The sequence below is a fragment of the Pseudomonas sp. 29 genome (assembly GCF_002754355.1).
GTDB lineage: Bacteria > Pseudomonadota > Gammaproteobacteria > Pseudomonadales > Pseudomonadaceae > Aquipseudomonas > Aquipseudomonas neuropathica.
Window position 1 is genome coordinate 120,776 of record NZ_PEEY01000001.1, and the last position, 14,149, is coordinate 134,924.

The window sequence follows — 14,149 nt, forward strand, 5'->3', positions numbered from 1 at the left end:
CTGCGATTTTTTGCCGTTGGAAGATCATCAGATCGCAGCCTTCGGCAGCTCCTACAGGGCTCGATTCAGAACTTGTAACTGACCCGCGTGTACAGCGTCCGCCCAAACGGATCGCCATATTTGGGGTCGTAGCCGCTCTGGAACGTGTAGGTCTGATTGCTGAACGGTGGTTCGCGGTCAAACAGGTTTTTCGCGCCGAGGGTCACGCTTAAGGTCTTGCGCCAGGTGTAGGTGCCAGCCAGATCCCAGACGTTGTACGAGCCGACGTAATCGTGGGTGTCGCGATCGGAGTCGTGGTAACCGCTGGTGTAGCGGTTGGTCAGGGCCGCGCCGAATGGGCCGTAATTCCAGCTGCCGGTGAGGCTGTGCCGCCAGCGCGCCACGGCGCCCGCCGAAGCAAAGTCGCCGCCACGGAAATCACCCAGCTTGTCGATGTAATCGCCCTTGAGTTGTTGCTGATAGTCATAGCGGGTGACGTAAGTGCCTTGCAGGCCAATGCCGAAATTACCGTACGGCGTGCTCGGCAAGCGATAGTCGAAGCTGACATCGACGCCATTGGTCTTGATCTTGCCGAGGTTGGCCAGGCCGGTGACGATATGATCGATGGAGCCATCCGGCTTGCGCACCAGGCGATCGGGGTACAGCTCAGGATTCTCGAACACCGCCGATTCCGGGAACTCGGCAATCTGGTTGGCGATGTCGATCCACCAGAAATCCAGCCCGGCAGTCAGGCGTTCGAACGGCTGGTAAACAAACCCAAGGGTGACGTTGCGCGCGGTTTCCGGGCTCAGGTCGGTATTGCCGCCGCTGGTGCGATTGAACTGCTGTGCGCAGTCGCGGTTGGCAATGCCGCCATTGCTCGGATTACCGCCCGCGCACAAACGCGGATCGTTGTAGTTGGCGTTGGTAAAACTGGTAAAGGTCGGGTTGTACAACTCATACAACGACGGTGCGCGGAACCCTTCGCTGTAGGCACCGCGCACTACCAATTCCTTGAATGGCTGGAAGCGGAACGAGTATTTCGGGTTGGTGGTGCTGCCGAAGTCGCTGTACTTGTCATGGCGTACGGCCGCAGACAATTCGAGGCTGTCGAGCACCGGCACGTTGACCTCGGCGTACTCGGCCGAGACGCTGCGATCCCCGGCGACGCTGCCATTCGGATCAACGCCGAGGCTTTGCACATCGCCGGCAAATGCTGCGAAATCCTGATGGAAGTCTTCCTTGCGATACTCGCCGCCCAGCGCCAACGCCGAAGGGCCGGCACCGAACCAGTCGCCGATTTCACGACTGATGCGCCCGTCGATGGCCTTCACCCGCCCTACCGCCGTGGCGTAATCGCCGTCCACCGCGTTGGCCGCCAACAGCGCCGAACCGGCAGCCGTCTGCGGGCCGAACGGGTTGATTACGCCATTGGCAATACCGGTGCTGACGGCACGGTCATTGACGTAGCCGTCCTGAATGCTGTTGATCACTTTGTTCTGATTGTATGAGGCGCCGAGGTTGTAATCCCAGCCGACCAGCGTGCCGTCAAAATTCAGCAGCAAGCGCTGACTGGTGTTGTCGTCTTCGTGCTGACGCGCGCCGACGGCGGTTTCGCGCCAGTTCACGTCGACCGGTTGCGTCGGATCGAGGGCGAAACCGTTCGGCCCGGGGGTGATGCCGTTACCTGGATAGAACGCCGTGCCGGGGTTGACCTGATTGCCCATCAACGTGCCGGGGCCGATTTGCGTGCGGTTTTCGTTACGCGCCCAAAAGTATTCGAGACTGACATTGTGATCGTCGGACAGCTTGCCGGTGGCTTTGGCGAAGGCCGAAGTCTTCTCCGTTTCCGGCACCAGATCGAGGTAATTCCACAGGCTCTGCCGGCAGATGCCGTTGCGCGTCAGCAATCCCGGTGCGTTGCAGCCGGAGCCTGCCAAAGGATTGGTAGCGTTACTGCCCTGACTCCAGTTGGCCGGCGAGGCGGTGCCGGAGGTGTAATCGAGTCCGCGGTTCGGCTGATAGTTGTAGGTGTAACCCCGGTCTTCAGCGGCCAGGCGTTGCTGTTTGTCATAACTGACCACGCCGAACACGTTGAAACGATCATCCTGCAAATCACCGAAGCCCCAACTGCCGCTGAAGTTACGACTTTCACCGCCACCCGAATGGGTTGGCGTGTCGTAGTTGGTGCTGATCTGCCCTTCGGTCAGGCTGGTCTTGGTGATGAAGTTGATCACCCCGCCAATCGCATCGGTGCCGTACAGCGCCGAGGCGCCATCACGCAGCACTTCCACGCGGTCAATGGCGGCGAACGGAATGGTGTTGAGGTCGACACCGGAGCCGTTGATCGCATTGGTGGCGTTGTTGCTCAGACGCCGGCCGTTGAGCAGCACCAAGGTCTTGTTCGCGCCGATGCCACGCAGATCGGCATAGGACGCCCCGCCACTGCTCGACCCCACCGAACGCCCCGAGCCAACCGAAGACTGGTTGGCAGAAATGCGACTAACCAGCTCCTCGGTGGTGGTGACGCCCTGCTCGCGCAGCTCTTCGACGCGCAGGATGGTCACCGGCACCGCCGTTTCTGCATCGACCCGGCGGATTGCCGTACCCGTGACTTCGACACGCTGCAGTTGAGTGGTCGGTTCGGTTGCCGTGCTATCGGCGGCGATGGCCGGCAGCGTATTGATTGCCAGCAGCAAGGCCAGGCTCAAAGGTGATTTGACGGGTGAAAACTGAATCATGAACAGCCATCCCTGCGTTTTGGTTTATGCAGGGATGTGCGATGACGAATAAGGATTTATAGAGGGCGATTTAGACTGTTGGGTGCTGAGGTTATGCAAAAAAAAGCCATGCCTCGATATCAAGCCGATGCCATGTCCCTCAGCAACCGTGTATCCAGACCAAAACGTTCTTGAGAGACCATTTTGAACTGCCCCTCTGCGAGGTCGCAGCTCACCAGCAGATTCCACGAGTGGCGAGTTGCCGCCGAGGGAATCAGGACAAACGGATGTTCATCCAGTAATGCGTCGGCAAACCGCTGTTGATTGGGCGACGGCCACGCGGGACTCAACCAGTACGGATTCGGCACCTCTTCGGGCTGAACGACTTTGACCCGTGCATCGCCGATGACCTCAAAGCACGTCAGCACATAAGGCTCTCTGTCCAGTGCATCAAAACTGTTATTGGCTGCCACCTCCAGAATGGCCGAGGACGGGTCGACAGATGCATAGACGACTCGCCGGCCAGGCGCATTCCATCGACCGCCCTTCAGTTTTGGACCCATCCCGCTGTCCCACGTGTCTCCGTAGGCCTCCTGATCCAGGCGCCAGCCATACCAATGTCCTTCCCAGGGCAAGGGATTCATGGGTAACCCCCGTACAGGACCCGACACAAGTATTGCTCGACCATCTGGAAGCCCAGTGGATGACGGGTCAATTCCAACGGCACGTAGCCGTTAAGGTAAGGGGTCGACTTCTGCATCCATATTTCCGCCTGTGGCAGCCCCCCGAACGCCCAAGTGGCCATCTCCAGCACCAGCGCATATTGGTAGGCGACGACACTCTGTTGCGAGTCAAGCCGTACCGGTTTGCCTTCCTTCAACAGCCGCTGCACGGTTCTGACAGATTTGCCGGTGATGCGTTTGACCATGTCTTCGCGCAGGTACATTTCGGAAGTTGAAAGCATGTTGACGACGTCGCTCAGCTCAAAGCCCTCGTCGGTAAGGCGGACAATCAGCATGGCATCATCACCGAGGTCCTGGCCGTGCACGAGCAAATCGACAGGTTTTCCCTCGGCCTTCTTCAGCACCGTCAGCCGGGGTGCTTTTGATGTGGGCATCGCGACATCCTCCATGGGGCATCTGGCGCGATCGTCGATCCAGAAGTTGCGCAGGGAATAAACAGGGGTTTCATGTTCGATGTGTGGGGTACGCATAATAGATCCTTGATCTGGGAGCCTGAGCGTTCAAGCCGCTCAGCGACTTCAATGTCAGGTCCGATGCTATAGATCGCGCTTCCGACGACCAACCTGAAAAGGTCGTCGGAAATATCCCCTGTTTGCCGCAAAACCCGCCGTTTTCCGTAGGACGTAAAACGCGAAATGCCTGCCATCATCCGCCGAAGTGATAACTCACATCCAGCCACCACTGCCGTCCGTACGGGTCATAGTTGCCGGTCGGGTAATACGGCCAACCCGCCGAGTCATCGTGTTTGATCTGATTGAGCACGTTGTTCACGGTCAGCCCGACACTCGCCCGGTCATTGAGTTTGTAACGCGCACTGGCGTTGAACACCGTCCACGGCGACAGACGTCCGTCACCCGCGCCGTTAGTGACCGAGCCGTAACGAATGCCCATCAGTGTCGCCGTGGCTTTCTGGTAATCCCAGGTCAGGCTGGCGTTGACCTTGCTGCGCCAGTCGTAGTTGGTGCGTGAAGTGCGCCAGTCTTGCGTTGGCGCCTCTTCCGATTCCTTGTAGTAGTGCGACAGCACCAGGGTATAGCCCAGCGCCGAACTGAACGCGCCGTACTGCCCGGCACCCCAGCGGATATTGCTCTTGAAGTCCAGACCACTGACCCGCTCGCTGGCGGCGTTGATCGCATTGACCCGAACGCGCTGCAACTGGTTGGGATCGACCGCGGCATTGCCAGCGTTGCGATCGATGCGCGCCAGGGTCGATTGGCAATTGGCCGAGTTGATGTCCTGCGTGCCATTGCGGCATTCGTTCTCTTGTTGCAGCAAGCGGTTTTCATCGACGGTGGTCAGCAGATCATCGATCTCGACGCGCCAGAAATCGGTGGAGAAATCGAAATTGCGCGACGGTGACCAGACGAACCCGTAGGTCCACGATTTGCCACGTTCGGACTCCAGATTAGCGGTGCCGCTCTGGGTGTAATCGACCCGTCCACGATCACACGCGCCCTCCACGCCCTGGCTGCAACCGTAGTAATCGATCTGCGCCGGATAGTAGCCGTTGCTGTCGGATTGATAGATGTAGTTCAGGTCCGGCGCACGGAAACTGGTGCCATAACTGCCGCGCAGCAACAGGCTGGTCACCGGGCGCCATTCCAGCCCGAGGTTGTAGGTCTTCTGTTGTTCGGTGCGGCCGCTGAATTTGTATTGGTCCCAGCGCCCGGCGGCGGTAGCCAGAATCGTGTCGGTGACCGGAATGCTGAACTCGCCGCCCGCCGCATAGCGTTTGCGCGAGCCGCCGGAACTTTGCTGTGGGCTCACGCCGTAAAAAGTGCCGTCGTTAAGACCATCGTCCGGGTCAACGCGATACTCCTGCTTGCCCGCCTCCAGCACCCCGGCGAATCCCACGGGCCCGGCCGGCAGATCGAACAGATCACCGTTGACCGAGGCGTTGTAACTGGTCGACACCGATTTGCTGCTCTGGGTCAGGTTGCCGCGAAACTGTTGCCATTCCTGCGGTGTCAGCGGCCGGTCGAGACGCGAGGCATCCGGAGCAAACACCGGGTAACCGCCGCTGACACCGAGTTGAGGGCCAAGGTAGAAATCCTGAATCGACGACAGTGGCGTATAACGCGTGGTCCTGACGCTGCGATATTCCGAACGATTGGCCGCCAGATCGTAGCTCCAACCGGTTTCGGCGATCTTGTCCGAGACGCCGAGGGTGCCGGTCCACGAGGTATCGCGCCACTTGCTGTTGTTGCTGGTGCGCCCGCCAATTTCTTCCTCACCGAAACGGCGATACCAGCGCTCCAGATTGCCGCTGTTCTGGTTGATGAAGTCCGGTGAGGTGAAGGTCGGCCCGCGCGTGTTGTTCTGGATGTGGTCGAGGCCGTACATCAAGTCGGCGAAGACCTGGCCGCTGTCGCTGAAATGCCAGGTGCCACGGGTGTAGCCGTCGTAGTTTTCCTTCTGGGTCTGCACGGTCCAGTAATCGTTGTACATCTGGTCGGTGCGGCAGCGCCCGCCGCTGTTGACCAGTTTGTTGTCGAAGGTGCCCTGATAAGCACCGCAACCCGGTCCCAGATAACGACTGTTGCTCAGGTCGCGGCGGTAACCGACGTCCGCCAGCGGGCCGTTTTGCATAAAGCCACGGTCATCGGCCCAGATCGGATCGCGGTTAGTCAGCTCCAGACCGAACAAGCCGTCAAAATCCCCCCAACTGCCGCCGCCGCTGATCTGCAAACGCTGATTGTCGCCACCGCCGCGTTCGCTGGTGCCACCCTTGAGATTGACGTCGACACCGTTGATCTTGTCCTTGAGGATGATGTTGACCACCCCGGCAATCGCGTCCGAGCCATAAATCGCCGAGGCGCCGCTGCTGAGGATTTCGATGCGTTCGATGACCGCCGACGGAATGTTTGCCAGGTTGGTGAAGTTGACCTTGCCGTCGTACGGCGTCGGGTAGTCGGCGACGCGACGGCCATTGATCAGCACCAGCGTATGGTTGGGTCCGAGGCCGCGCAGGTTGAGCGCGCTGGCCGCCGGTTGCCAGGTGTTGCCGTAGTCTTCACCTTGGGTCATGCCGGTGTTTTGCGTCTGCGTCGCCAGGGCGTCGTAGACGTTTTTATAGCCGCGCGCTTCCATTTCTTCGTGGGTGATAACGTTGACCGGCGTGGCGCCATCGCTCTGCGCGCGGGCGATGCGCGAACCGGTCACGGTGACTTTTTCCATGCGGTAATCGGCGCTGGTGACCGGTGCCACGGCAGTGACTTTCGCCGGCGCATCGGCTGCGCGAACGGTCAGGCCCTGAGCGCTTTGCTGGACTTGCAGACCGCTGCCGAGCAGGGCCTTCTCCACCGCCTGACGCCCGCCCAACGCGCCGCGCACCGCCGCACTGCGTTTGCCTTGCACCAGTTGCTGACTGAAGGAAATCGGTACGCCGCTCTGCCGCGAGATGTCCAGCAGCACTTCGTCGAGCGGCCCGCTGGCAATGTCGAAGCTGAACAGTGCAGCTGCCGGCTCCTGGGCAATCGCCAGCAATGGGCTGAGGCCCATCGCCAACGCAGCGGCGAGGGTCAATCGAGGTAATTGTTGTTTGATTGAGAACATCGAAGGGTTTCCCTGTTGGAGGCATCTGCAGGGAATGAGCAGTGGGCCGGCGCTTTTTATAGGGCGGCGATTAGGCCAAGAAGTTATGGGTTTATAACCGCGCGTCGATGCTGACCCAGTACGGGTTGTGCCACGTGACGCGAATTGGCAGCGAGCGCTCCAGCAGTTGCAACGTGCGGTCGCTGTCGTCGAGCGGATAGAGGCCGCTGAGGCGCAGATCCGCAACATCGGAACTCAGGTGCAAGATGCCGCGCCGGTAGCGGCGCAGGCTGTCGATGACCTCGCGCAGAGGCCGGTCGCGCACTTCCAGGCGACCTTGCACCCAGGCACTTTCCTGACCGTTGCTGCGTTCCAGCGACAACAGTCCGGCGCCGTTGAACAACAGACTTTCGCCTGCCTGCACCACTTGCCGCGCGCCACCGGTAGTGACCACCTCGACCTGTGAATGAAGCATCACCAATCGCGTCGCCTCCTCGCTGTACTGAACGAGAAACTTCGTCCCCAGCGCCCGCATGCGACCGTGCTCGGTCTCGACCACAAAGGGTCGCGTCGGCTCTTTCGCTACATCGACCAGCAACTCACCGCTGCGCAATGCGAGCAACCGTTGTTGACTGTCAAACAAAGGCACCACACGACTGCGCGCATTGAGCGTCAGCGCACTGCCGTCCGCGAGGGTGAAGTCACGTCGCTCGCCGGTCCCGGTCGACAACTCCCCCGCCTCCGGCAGCCAGCCGTAACGCCGCCCTAGCAACCCGGCCAACAGCGCAATACCCAGCACACTCAAACTGCCGCTGATAAAGCGTCGACGACTCGACGGTGCATTGAGGCTGTGCAACAAACTGCCGCGCGGCACGCTGCGCAAGCTCGGGTTGCGCAGCAAATTCAGGCCGCCGCCCATTTGCTCGATGACTTGCTGATGGCGTGGATCGGCGCCCCGCCAGGCCTCGAACGCGGCGCGCTCAGCCGTGCCCGCCTCGCCCGACTGCAACAACGCCAGCCATTGTGCCGCCTCGTCGATCACTGCCTCGTCCGGCCTCATGCTTGCATCGCCTGATAGCAGCGCTTGAACGCTTCGACCATGTATTGCTGCACGCGACTGGTGGACACCCCGAGGCGCTCGCCGATCTCGCTGTAGGTCAAGCCGTCGAGTTGATGGTAGAGAAACGCCGCTTTGGCTTTGGCTGACAGCCCATTGAGCAAGCGATCGACCGCCAGCAGCGCTTCGATCACCAGCGCCCGTTCTTCCGGAGACGGGTGCACCGGCTCGGGCGCCAGCGCCAGGCTTTCCAGATAGGCGCGCTCAAGGTCCTGGCGCCGCCAGCCTTCGTAAACCAGCCGCCGGGCGATGGTGGTCAATAGCGCGCGTGGCTCGCGAATGGCTGTGGGATCCGGCAGCGCCAACACCCGCAGAAAGGTTTCCGATGCAATGTCTTGCGCACTGTGCGGACAACCGAGCGTGCGGCCAACGGCAGCGCACAGCCAGCGATAGTCCTTTTGGAACATCTGCCCGATGATCTGGTAATGCGGGTTGTGCCCACCCATGCCTTGCTCCCTGAAACGGGTCCCACCCGCTGCGAAAAACCATCGTTCTGCCGGGATCGTCCGGCTCTGATCAGGCGCGACTGTGCAATAGCCTCGAAGACATTTGAAGTAATAAAAAATCAGCACAAGCAAACCATTGAGCATAAGGCGCTTGGTCGCCGCAGAAACATTGGCTGACAGAACGTTGACCTCGATCACTGGCGCGTGGGTGGTCACTGATTAATCTCGCGGCTCAATCGAAGGCCAGGGACGGCTCAGCGAGAGCCCACAGCCGAATCCACTCAAGGAAGAGCAAGCATGCGACCACTCAACATCATTCTGCTGTCGTCGGCCTTCAACGGCCTGACCCAACGCGCCTGGCTGGAACTGCGCGAGGCCGGGCACTCGCCCAGCGTCGTGCTGTTTACCGATGAACAGGCCGTGTGCGAACAGATCGAACACAGCGGCGCGGATCTGGTGATCTGCCCGTTCCTCAAGGACCGCGTGCCGCAGGCGCTGTGGAGCAACACCGAACGGCCGGTGGTGATCATCCATCCGGGTATCGTCGGCGATCGAGGCGCCAGTGCCCTCGACTGGGCGATTACCAACGAGCTGCCGAACTGGGGCGTCACTGCGCTACAAGCGGTCGAAGAAATGGACGCCGGCCCGGTGTGGGCCACCTGCGAATTCAACCTGCCGGCGGGCCTGCGCAAATCCGAGCTGTACAACGGCCAGGTCAGTGATGCGGCGATTCGTTGTATTCGCGAAGTGGTGGAGAAATTCATCGAAGGGTTTGAACCGGTTGTCCTCGACTATGCCGATACGAAAGTACGCGGACGCTTGCAGCCGAACATGAAGCAGGTCGACCGCAGCTTCAGCTGGCACGATTGCGCACGCTTCATCAAACGCTGCATCGATGCTGCCGACGGCCAGCCCGGCGTGTTGGCGAGCCTCGCTGGCGGTCAGTATTACGTCTACGACGCGCACCTGGATTCGCGCAGCGGCGTGCCCGGCGAGATTCTCGCGGTGCATGACGATGCGGTGCTGGTCGCCGCCGGTGATCAAAGCCTGTGGATCGGCGCGCTACGGCGCAAACCGCAACCTGGCGAAGAGACCTTCAAGCAACCGGCGCGGCACGTGCTGGCCGGGCAACTGGCCGAGGTGCCTGTGCTGGACTGGTCGATCGCCACGCAGCCGTTCAGTAACGAAGCCTATCAACCGATCCGCTACCGGGAATCCGGCATCGTCGGTGAGCTGACCTTCGAGTTCTACAACGGCGCCATGAGCACCGAGCAGTGCCAGCGCATGGTCGCCGCGCTGCGCTGGGCCAAATCCCGTGATACCCAGGTGTTGTTGATCAAGGGTGGGCGCGGCAGTTTTTCCAACGGCGTGCATTTGAACGTGATTCAGGCCGCGCAGGATCCTGGCGCCGAAGCCTGGGCGAATATTCAGGCAATCGACGATGTCTGCGCAGAACTGCTGACGGCCCGGCAACTGGTGGTCAGTGGCGTTACTGGCAACGCCGGCGCCGGTGGCGTGATGCTCGCACTGGCGGCCGACATCGTCTTTGCCCGCGCCGATGTCGTGCTCAATCCGCATTACAAGAGCATGGGCTTATACGGCTCCGAATACTGGACCTACAGCCTGCCCCGCGCCGTCGGCCCGGCAATGGCCGAGCAATTGACTCAGGCGTGCCTGCCGGTAAGCGCGGTGCAGGCGTGGCAACTGGGCATGGTTCAGGAAATCGGCCCGCGCTGCCCGGACGAGTTTGACCTGTGGTTGCTGCAACGGGCCAACAGCGTGGTGAGCGATCCGACTTACGCGGCGGTACGCGAGCGCAAGGTGCGGGTTGATCAGGTATTGATCCAGCAATGCCGCGAAACCGAGCTGCGGGAGATGCAGGAAGACATGCTCTACAACCGTAATCAGTTTGCCGAGAAGTGCCGAAATTTTGTCTTCAAGCGCAAGGTGTGTGGCACGCCGGCGCGGTTGATTGAAGAGTGGGCGCGGTTGACCGAGTTGGCCAGTTGATTTTGGCGGTGACTGCTTTCCCCTCACCCTAGCCCTCTCCCAAGGGAGAGGGAACTGATTGGGGGATGCTGTAGAGGTTCGCCGACATGAACGATCTCTACTGAATCCATAATCGACGCGATCTTTCAGGTCGATGTACGACGCCAGACACCTCGGTCAGTCCCCTCTCCCTCCGGGAGAGGGTTAGGCGGGCGGCGATCCGATGAGGGGCTTTTGCCTTTACAATGCCCGCCACCTCAAACACCGGCCCGCCCATGGACATCGATCTCGCTCGCACCTTTCTGGAAATCGTCCGCCACGGCAGCCTCGCCGCGGCGGCGCAGAAGCTGTTCGTCACGCAAACGGCGATCACCGCTCGCGTGCAGAAACTCGAAAGTCAGCTGGGCAGCACGCTGTTCGTGCGTAACCGCGCCGGGGCGAAACTGACGCCCAATGGCGAGGCTTTTGTGGTTTACGCCAATCAACTGGTGCAAACCTGGGAAGCCGCGCGCCGCGACCTGCCGCTGCCCGAGGGCTATCACAACGTGCTGCACATCGGCGGCGAAGTCAGCCTGTGCAACCCGTTGATGCTCAGTTGGGCGGCGGAACTGCGCGAGAAGATTCCCGGGCATGCCCTGCGCATGGAAATTCGCGACGGCGAAAACCTCCTGCGCCAACTCGAACTCGGTGTGCTCGACGCCGCACTGGTCTACCAGCCGGAATACTGGCCAGGCTTGCAGGTCGAGCAAGTGCTGGAAGAAAAACTGATCCTGGTGCGAGCCCCCGATCGTCCCGATCCCTACGTCTACATCGACTGGGGCCCGGACTTCCGCCGCCAGCATGACGCGGCCCTGCCGGAAAAAGCCAAAGCCGCACTGAGTTTCAACCTCGGCCCGCTGGCCCTGCAGTACATTCTCGAACACGGCGGCAGCGGCTACTTCCGCACCCGAGTCGTGCGCACTTACCTGGAAAGCGGCGCCCTGGAAGCGGTGACCAAAGCCCCGGAGTTCGGCTATCCGACTTACCTCGTGTACTCACGCGATCGCGATTCGGCGACGCTGCAACAAGCCTTCCACCTGCTGCGCGAAGTGATCCGCACCGATGATGACTGGTCGCAACGCTGGAACCCGCTGAGCTGAAGCGGCGGCTTCACAGCCGATCATGGCGCATGTGCCATGGAGGTCCGGCCTGCACATACGGCCGGATCGGCTAATCTGCCGGGTATAACAACAATCCAGCAGGTGATGCAGTGAGGCAGACCACCGAGGCATTTCGCAGCCGCTATCGTGCGGCCATTCATCCGCTGTACAACCCGTGGTTGCACGGCGCCTTCGTGCTGCTGTTCGGTGTGTTGGCCATTGGTGGTTTCTGGAGCAGCGTGCAGCAGGTCAGCCTGCTGGAATGGCTGACGGTGCCGTTGACCCTGTTGTTTTTCAATTTCGCCGTGTACATGGTCCATCGTCATTTCGGCCACCACAAAAAGACCTTCGCGAAAATGTTCTACGCCCGGCATGCCGGCGATCATCACAGCTTCTTCACCCCCGGCCACATGACCTACGACAGCGCCCGCGACTGGCGAGTGATTCTGTTCCCCGCGTGGCTGATCGTGCTGCACACACTGCTGATCACCCTACCGTTGTGGTGGCTGCTCGCACAGGTAGACGCCAACGTGGCCGGGTTGTTTGGCGGCTGCATGGTCCTCGGTTATCTGACTTACGAGATATTCCACGCCTGCGAACACCTGCCGCCGCACAACCCGCTGACCCGCCTGCCGTGGATCCGCCAGATGCGCCACTTGCACGAGCTGCATCACCGCCGCGAGCGCATGCAGGAGCGCAATTTCAACATCGTCCTGCCGCTGATGGATTACCTGTTCGGCACCCTTTACCGGGAGCCGGAAACCACCCCTTTGAGCCATTCGAAAATGCCCATGACCCGCCTGCAACACCCGATCGATATCGCTGGTGAACCCATCGCCGTGCTGGCCTATGCCGCCAGTGTCAGTCGCTGGCCGGAGTGGCACCCCTCGTCGCTGAAAATCGACGGTGCGCAAGGCCCGTTGCATGCCGGCGCGCGCTTCGAAGAGGACATTCATGCCGGCGGGCGCGCGGGCCATTTGCGCTGGGAAGTCACCGAATACCTGCCCGGCCGCCGCTGGTGCGCGCGGGCGCAGGGCGATCATGGTTTGTCGCTGCTGCTGACCTATGAATGCAGCCCCGAGGGCAGCGGCACACGGTTTGTGCGCACGCTGGATTATCGCTTCGACGGACTGGGCATGCGCATCGCCAATCGCTTGCTGCTCAAACGGCGCATCGAGCGCGAATCCGCCGCATCGATGCTGGCGCTGCGCGACATGGCCGCCCGCTACCTGGCCTCGGCGAGGGCCAGCGCGTGAAGCTGAGACATCTGCTGTTGTTGCTGGTCCTCATCGTCATCGGCTTTTTATTGTTGATGCCCACCAAGGTCGAACCCGTGGCCTGGACGCCGCCGCCAGCGCCATCGCTGACAGAAGGTCTCTACGCCGAGAACCAGAAACTCAAAGGCGCAGCGCAGGTCGGGCCGAGCGACATCGAAGGGCCGGAAGCCTTGCTGCTGGAAAGTGACTTCCTGATCACCGGGCTGCACGACGGCCGACTGATCCGCACCAGCCTCGACGGCCAGCAACGCAAAGTACTCGCCGACACCGGTGGCCGCCCGCTGGGCCTGGCCCGGCATCCGAACGGCATGCTGGTGATTGCCGACGCGGTCAAGGGTTTGCTGTCTCTTGATGCGCAGGGTCAGTTGGTGCCTTTGACCACGGCGGCCAATGGTCTGGCGTTCGGGTTCACCGATGACGTCGCCATCGACAAGTCCGGGCACTACGCCTATTTCAGCGATGCCTCCAGCCGCTGGGGCTACGGCCATGACGGCGAAGCAATCATCGAGCACGGCGGCGATGGACGCCTGCTGCGCTATGACTTCCAGAGCGGCAAAACCAGTGTCCTGCTGGACAAGCTGGAGTTCGCCAATGGCGTGACCCTCGGCCCGGATGACGCCTATGTGCTGGTCAACGAAACCGGTGCCTATCGCATCAGCCGCTATTGGCTGACCGGGCCGAAAGCCGGCACTCACGACCTGTTTATCGATAACCTGCCGGGGCTGCCGGACAACCTGGCGTTCAATGGCAGCAATCGGTTTTGGGTGGCGTTGTATGCGCCGCGCAACAAGCTGCTAGACACCACCGCAGGGTATCCATTCGTGCGCAAGATGATCGTGCGGGCGTTGGCGGTTTTGCCTAAGCCGGTGGAGAAGCGCGGGTTTGTCCTGGGGCTGGATCTGGAGGGCAAGGTAATTGCCAATTTGCAGGATGCCAGCAGTGGCAACTATTCGCCGATTACCACGGTGCGCGAGTATGGGCCGTGGTTGTATTTCGGCTCGTTGAAGGCGACGCATATGGCGCGGATGCCATTGGATGTGGCCCTGAAGTGAATCTGGCAACTTTGTGGTGAGTGCGCTGACGCCTTCGTCGGAACGCCGCCCGGAGCAGGCTCGCTCCCACAGTGGATTGTGTTGAGCCCAAATGCTGTGGTCAGCAAATAACCCTGTGGGAGCGAGCCTGCTCCGGGCGGCGTTCCGACGAAG

General features: G+C 61.0%; 10 protein-coding genes. 4 read left to right on the forward strand and 6 right to left on the reverse strand.

What is annotated here, in order from left to right:
• Positions 1–65: 65 nt before the first annotated feature.
• From CLU80_RS00585 to CLU80_RS00610, 6 genes are all read right to left on the reverse strand, one after another.
• Entirely contained in the window at positions 66–2,720 is a 2,655-nt protein-coding gene (locus CLU80_RS00585; RefSeq protein ID WP_095047841.1) for a TonB-dependent receptor, read from the reverse strand.
• 119 nt (positions 2,721–2,839) lie between these two features.
• Entirely contained in the window at positions 2,840–3,343 is a 504-nt protein-coding gene (locus tag CLU80_RS00590; RefSeq protein WP_095047842.1) for an RES family NAD+ phosphorylase, read from the reverse strand.
• Positions 3,340–3,816, reverse strand: coding sequence for an antitoxin Xre/MbcA/ParS toxin-binding domain-containing protein (locus CLU80_RS00595; RefSeq protein ID WP_286079812.1), 477 nt, complete (start codon positions 3,814–3,816; stop codon positions 3,340–3,342). Before CLU80_RS00595 ends, CLU80_RS00590 begins: the two co-directional genes overlap by 4 nt.
• Positions 3,817–4,087: 271 nt before the next feature.
• The gene (locus tag CLU80_RS00600) at positions 4,088–6,997 is read right to left on the reverse strand and encodes a TonB-dependent receptor (protein WP_099756460.1); all 2,910 of its coding nucleotides are present in this window, start codon (positions 6,995–6,997) and stop codon (positions 4,088–4,090) included.
• Positions 6,998–7,088: 91 nt separating this feature from the next.
• Positions 7,089–8,036: a FecR domain-containing protein gene (locus CLU80_RS00605; RefSeq protein WP_095126379.1), complete on the reverse strand. Its 948-nt coding sequence runs from the start codon at positions 8,034–8,036 to the stop codon at positions 7,089–7,091.
• A complete protein-coding gene (locus CLU80_RS00610; protein WP_064120628.1) occupies positions 8,033–8,539 on the reverse strand; it encodes a sigma-70 family RNA polymerase sigma factor in 507 nt (168 codons plus the stop codon). The genes CLU80_RS00605 and CLU80_RS00610 overlap by 4 nt, the downstream gene beginning before the upstream one ends.
• Positions 8,540–8,836: 297 nt before the next feature.
• Between CLU80_RS00610 and CLU80_RS00615 the strand changes: the two genes are divergently transcribed.
• The 4 genes from CLU80_RS00615 (at position 8,837) to CLU80_RS00630 (ending at position 13,996) form a co-directional block, all read left to right on the forward strand.
• The gene (locus tag CLU80_RS00615) at positions 8,837–10,549 is read left to right on the forward strand and encodes a hydrogenase maturation protein (protein WP_099756461.1); all 1,713 of its coding nucleotides are present in this window, start codon (positions 8,837–8,839) and stop codon (positions 10,547–10,549) included.
• Positions 10,550–10,803: 254 nt separating this feature from the next.
• On the forward strand, positions 10,804–11,667 hold the full coding sequence (locus CLU80_RS00620) for a LysR family transcriptional regulator (protein WP_007912548.1): 864 nt from the start codon (positions 10,804–10,806) through the stop codon (positions 11,665–11,667).
• Positions 11,668–11,777: 110 nt separating this feature from the next.
• Positions 11,778–12,923: a sterol desaturase/SRPBCC family protein gene (locus tag CLU80_RS00625; RefSeq protein ID WP_099756462.1), complete on the forward strand. Its 1,146-nt coding sequence runs from the start codon at positions 11,778–11,780 to the stop codon at positions 12,921–12,923.
• The gene (locus CLU80_RS00630) at positions 12,920–13,996 is read left to right on the forward strand and encodes an SMP-30/gluconolactonase/LRE family protein (protein WP_099756463.1); all 1,077 of its coding nucleotides are present in this window, start codon (positions 12,920–12,922) and stop codon (positions 13,994–13,996) included. The genes CLU80_RS00625 and CLU80_RS00630 overlap by 4 nt, the downstream gene beginning before the upstream one ends.
• Positions 13,997–14,149: the final 153 nt, after the last annotated feature.

Coding starts and splice junctions, on each gene's coding strand:
- CLU80_RS00585 (WP_095047841.1), bottom strand. CDS start 2,720: ATGATTCAGTTTTCACCCGTCAAATCACCTTTGAGCCTGGCCTTGCTG.
- CLU80_RS00600 (WP_099756460.1), bottom strand. CDS start 6,997: ATGTTCTCAATCAAACAACAATTACCTCGATTGACCCTCGCCGCTGCG.
- CLU80_RS00610 (WP_064120628.1), bottom strand. CDS start 8,539: ATGGGTGGGCACAACCCGCATTACCAGATCATCGGGCAGATGTTCCAA.
- CLU80_RS00605 (WP_095126379.1), bottom strand. CDS start 8,036: ATGAGGCCGGACGAGGCAGTGATCGACGAGGCGGCACAATGGCTGGCG.
- CLU80_RS00590 (WP_095047842.1), bottom strand. CDS start 3,343: ATGAATCCCTTGCCCTGGGAAGGACATTGGTATGGCTGGCGCCTGGAT.
- CLU80_RS00615 (WP_099756461.1), top strand. CDS start 8,837: ATGCGACCACTCAACATCATTCTGCTGTCGTCGGCCTTCAACGGCCTG.
- CLU80_RS00620 (WP_007912548.1), top strand. CDS start 10,804: ATGGACATCGATCTCGCTCGCACCTTTCTGGAAATCGTCCGCCACGGC.
- CLU80_RS00595 (WP_286079812.1), bottom strand. CDS start 3,816: ATGCCCACATCAAAAGCACCCCGGCTGACGGTGCTGAAGAAGGCCGAG.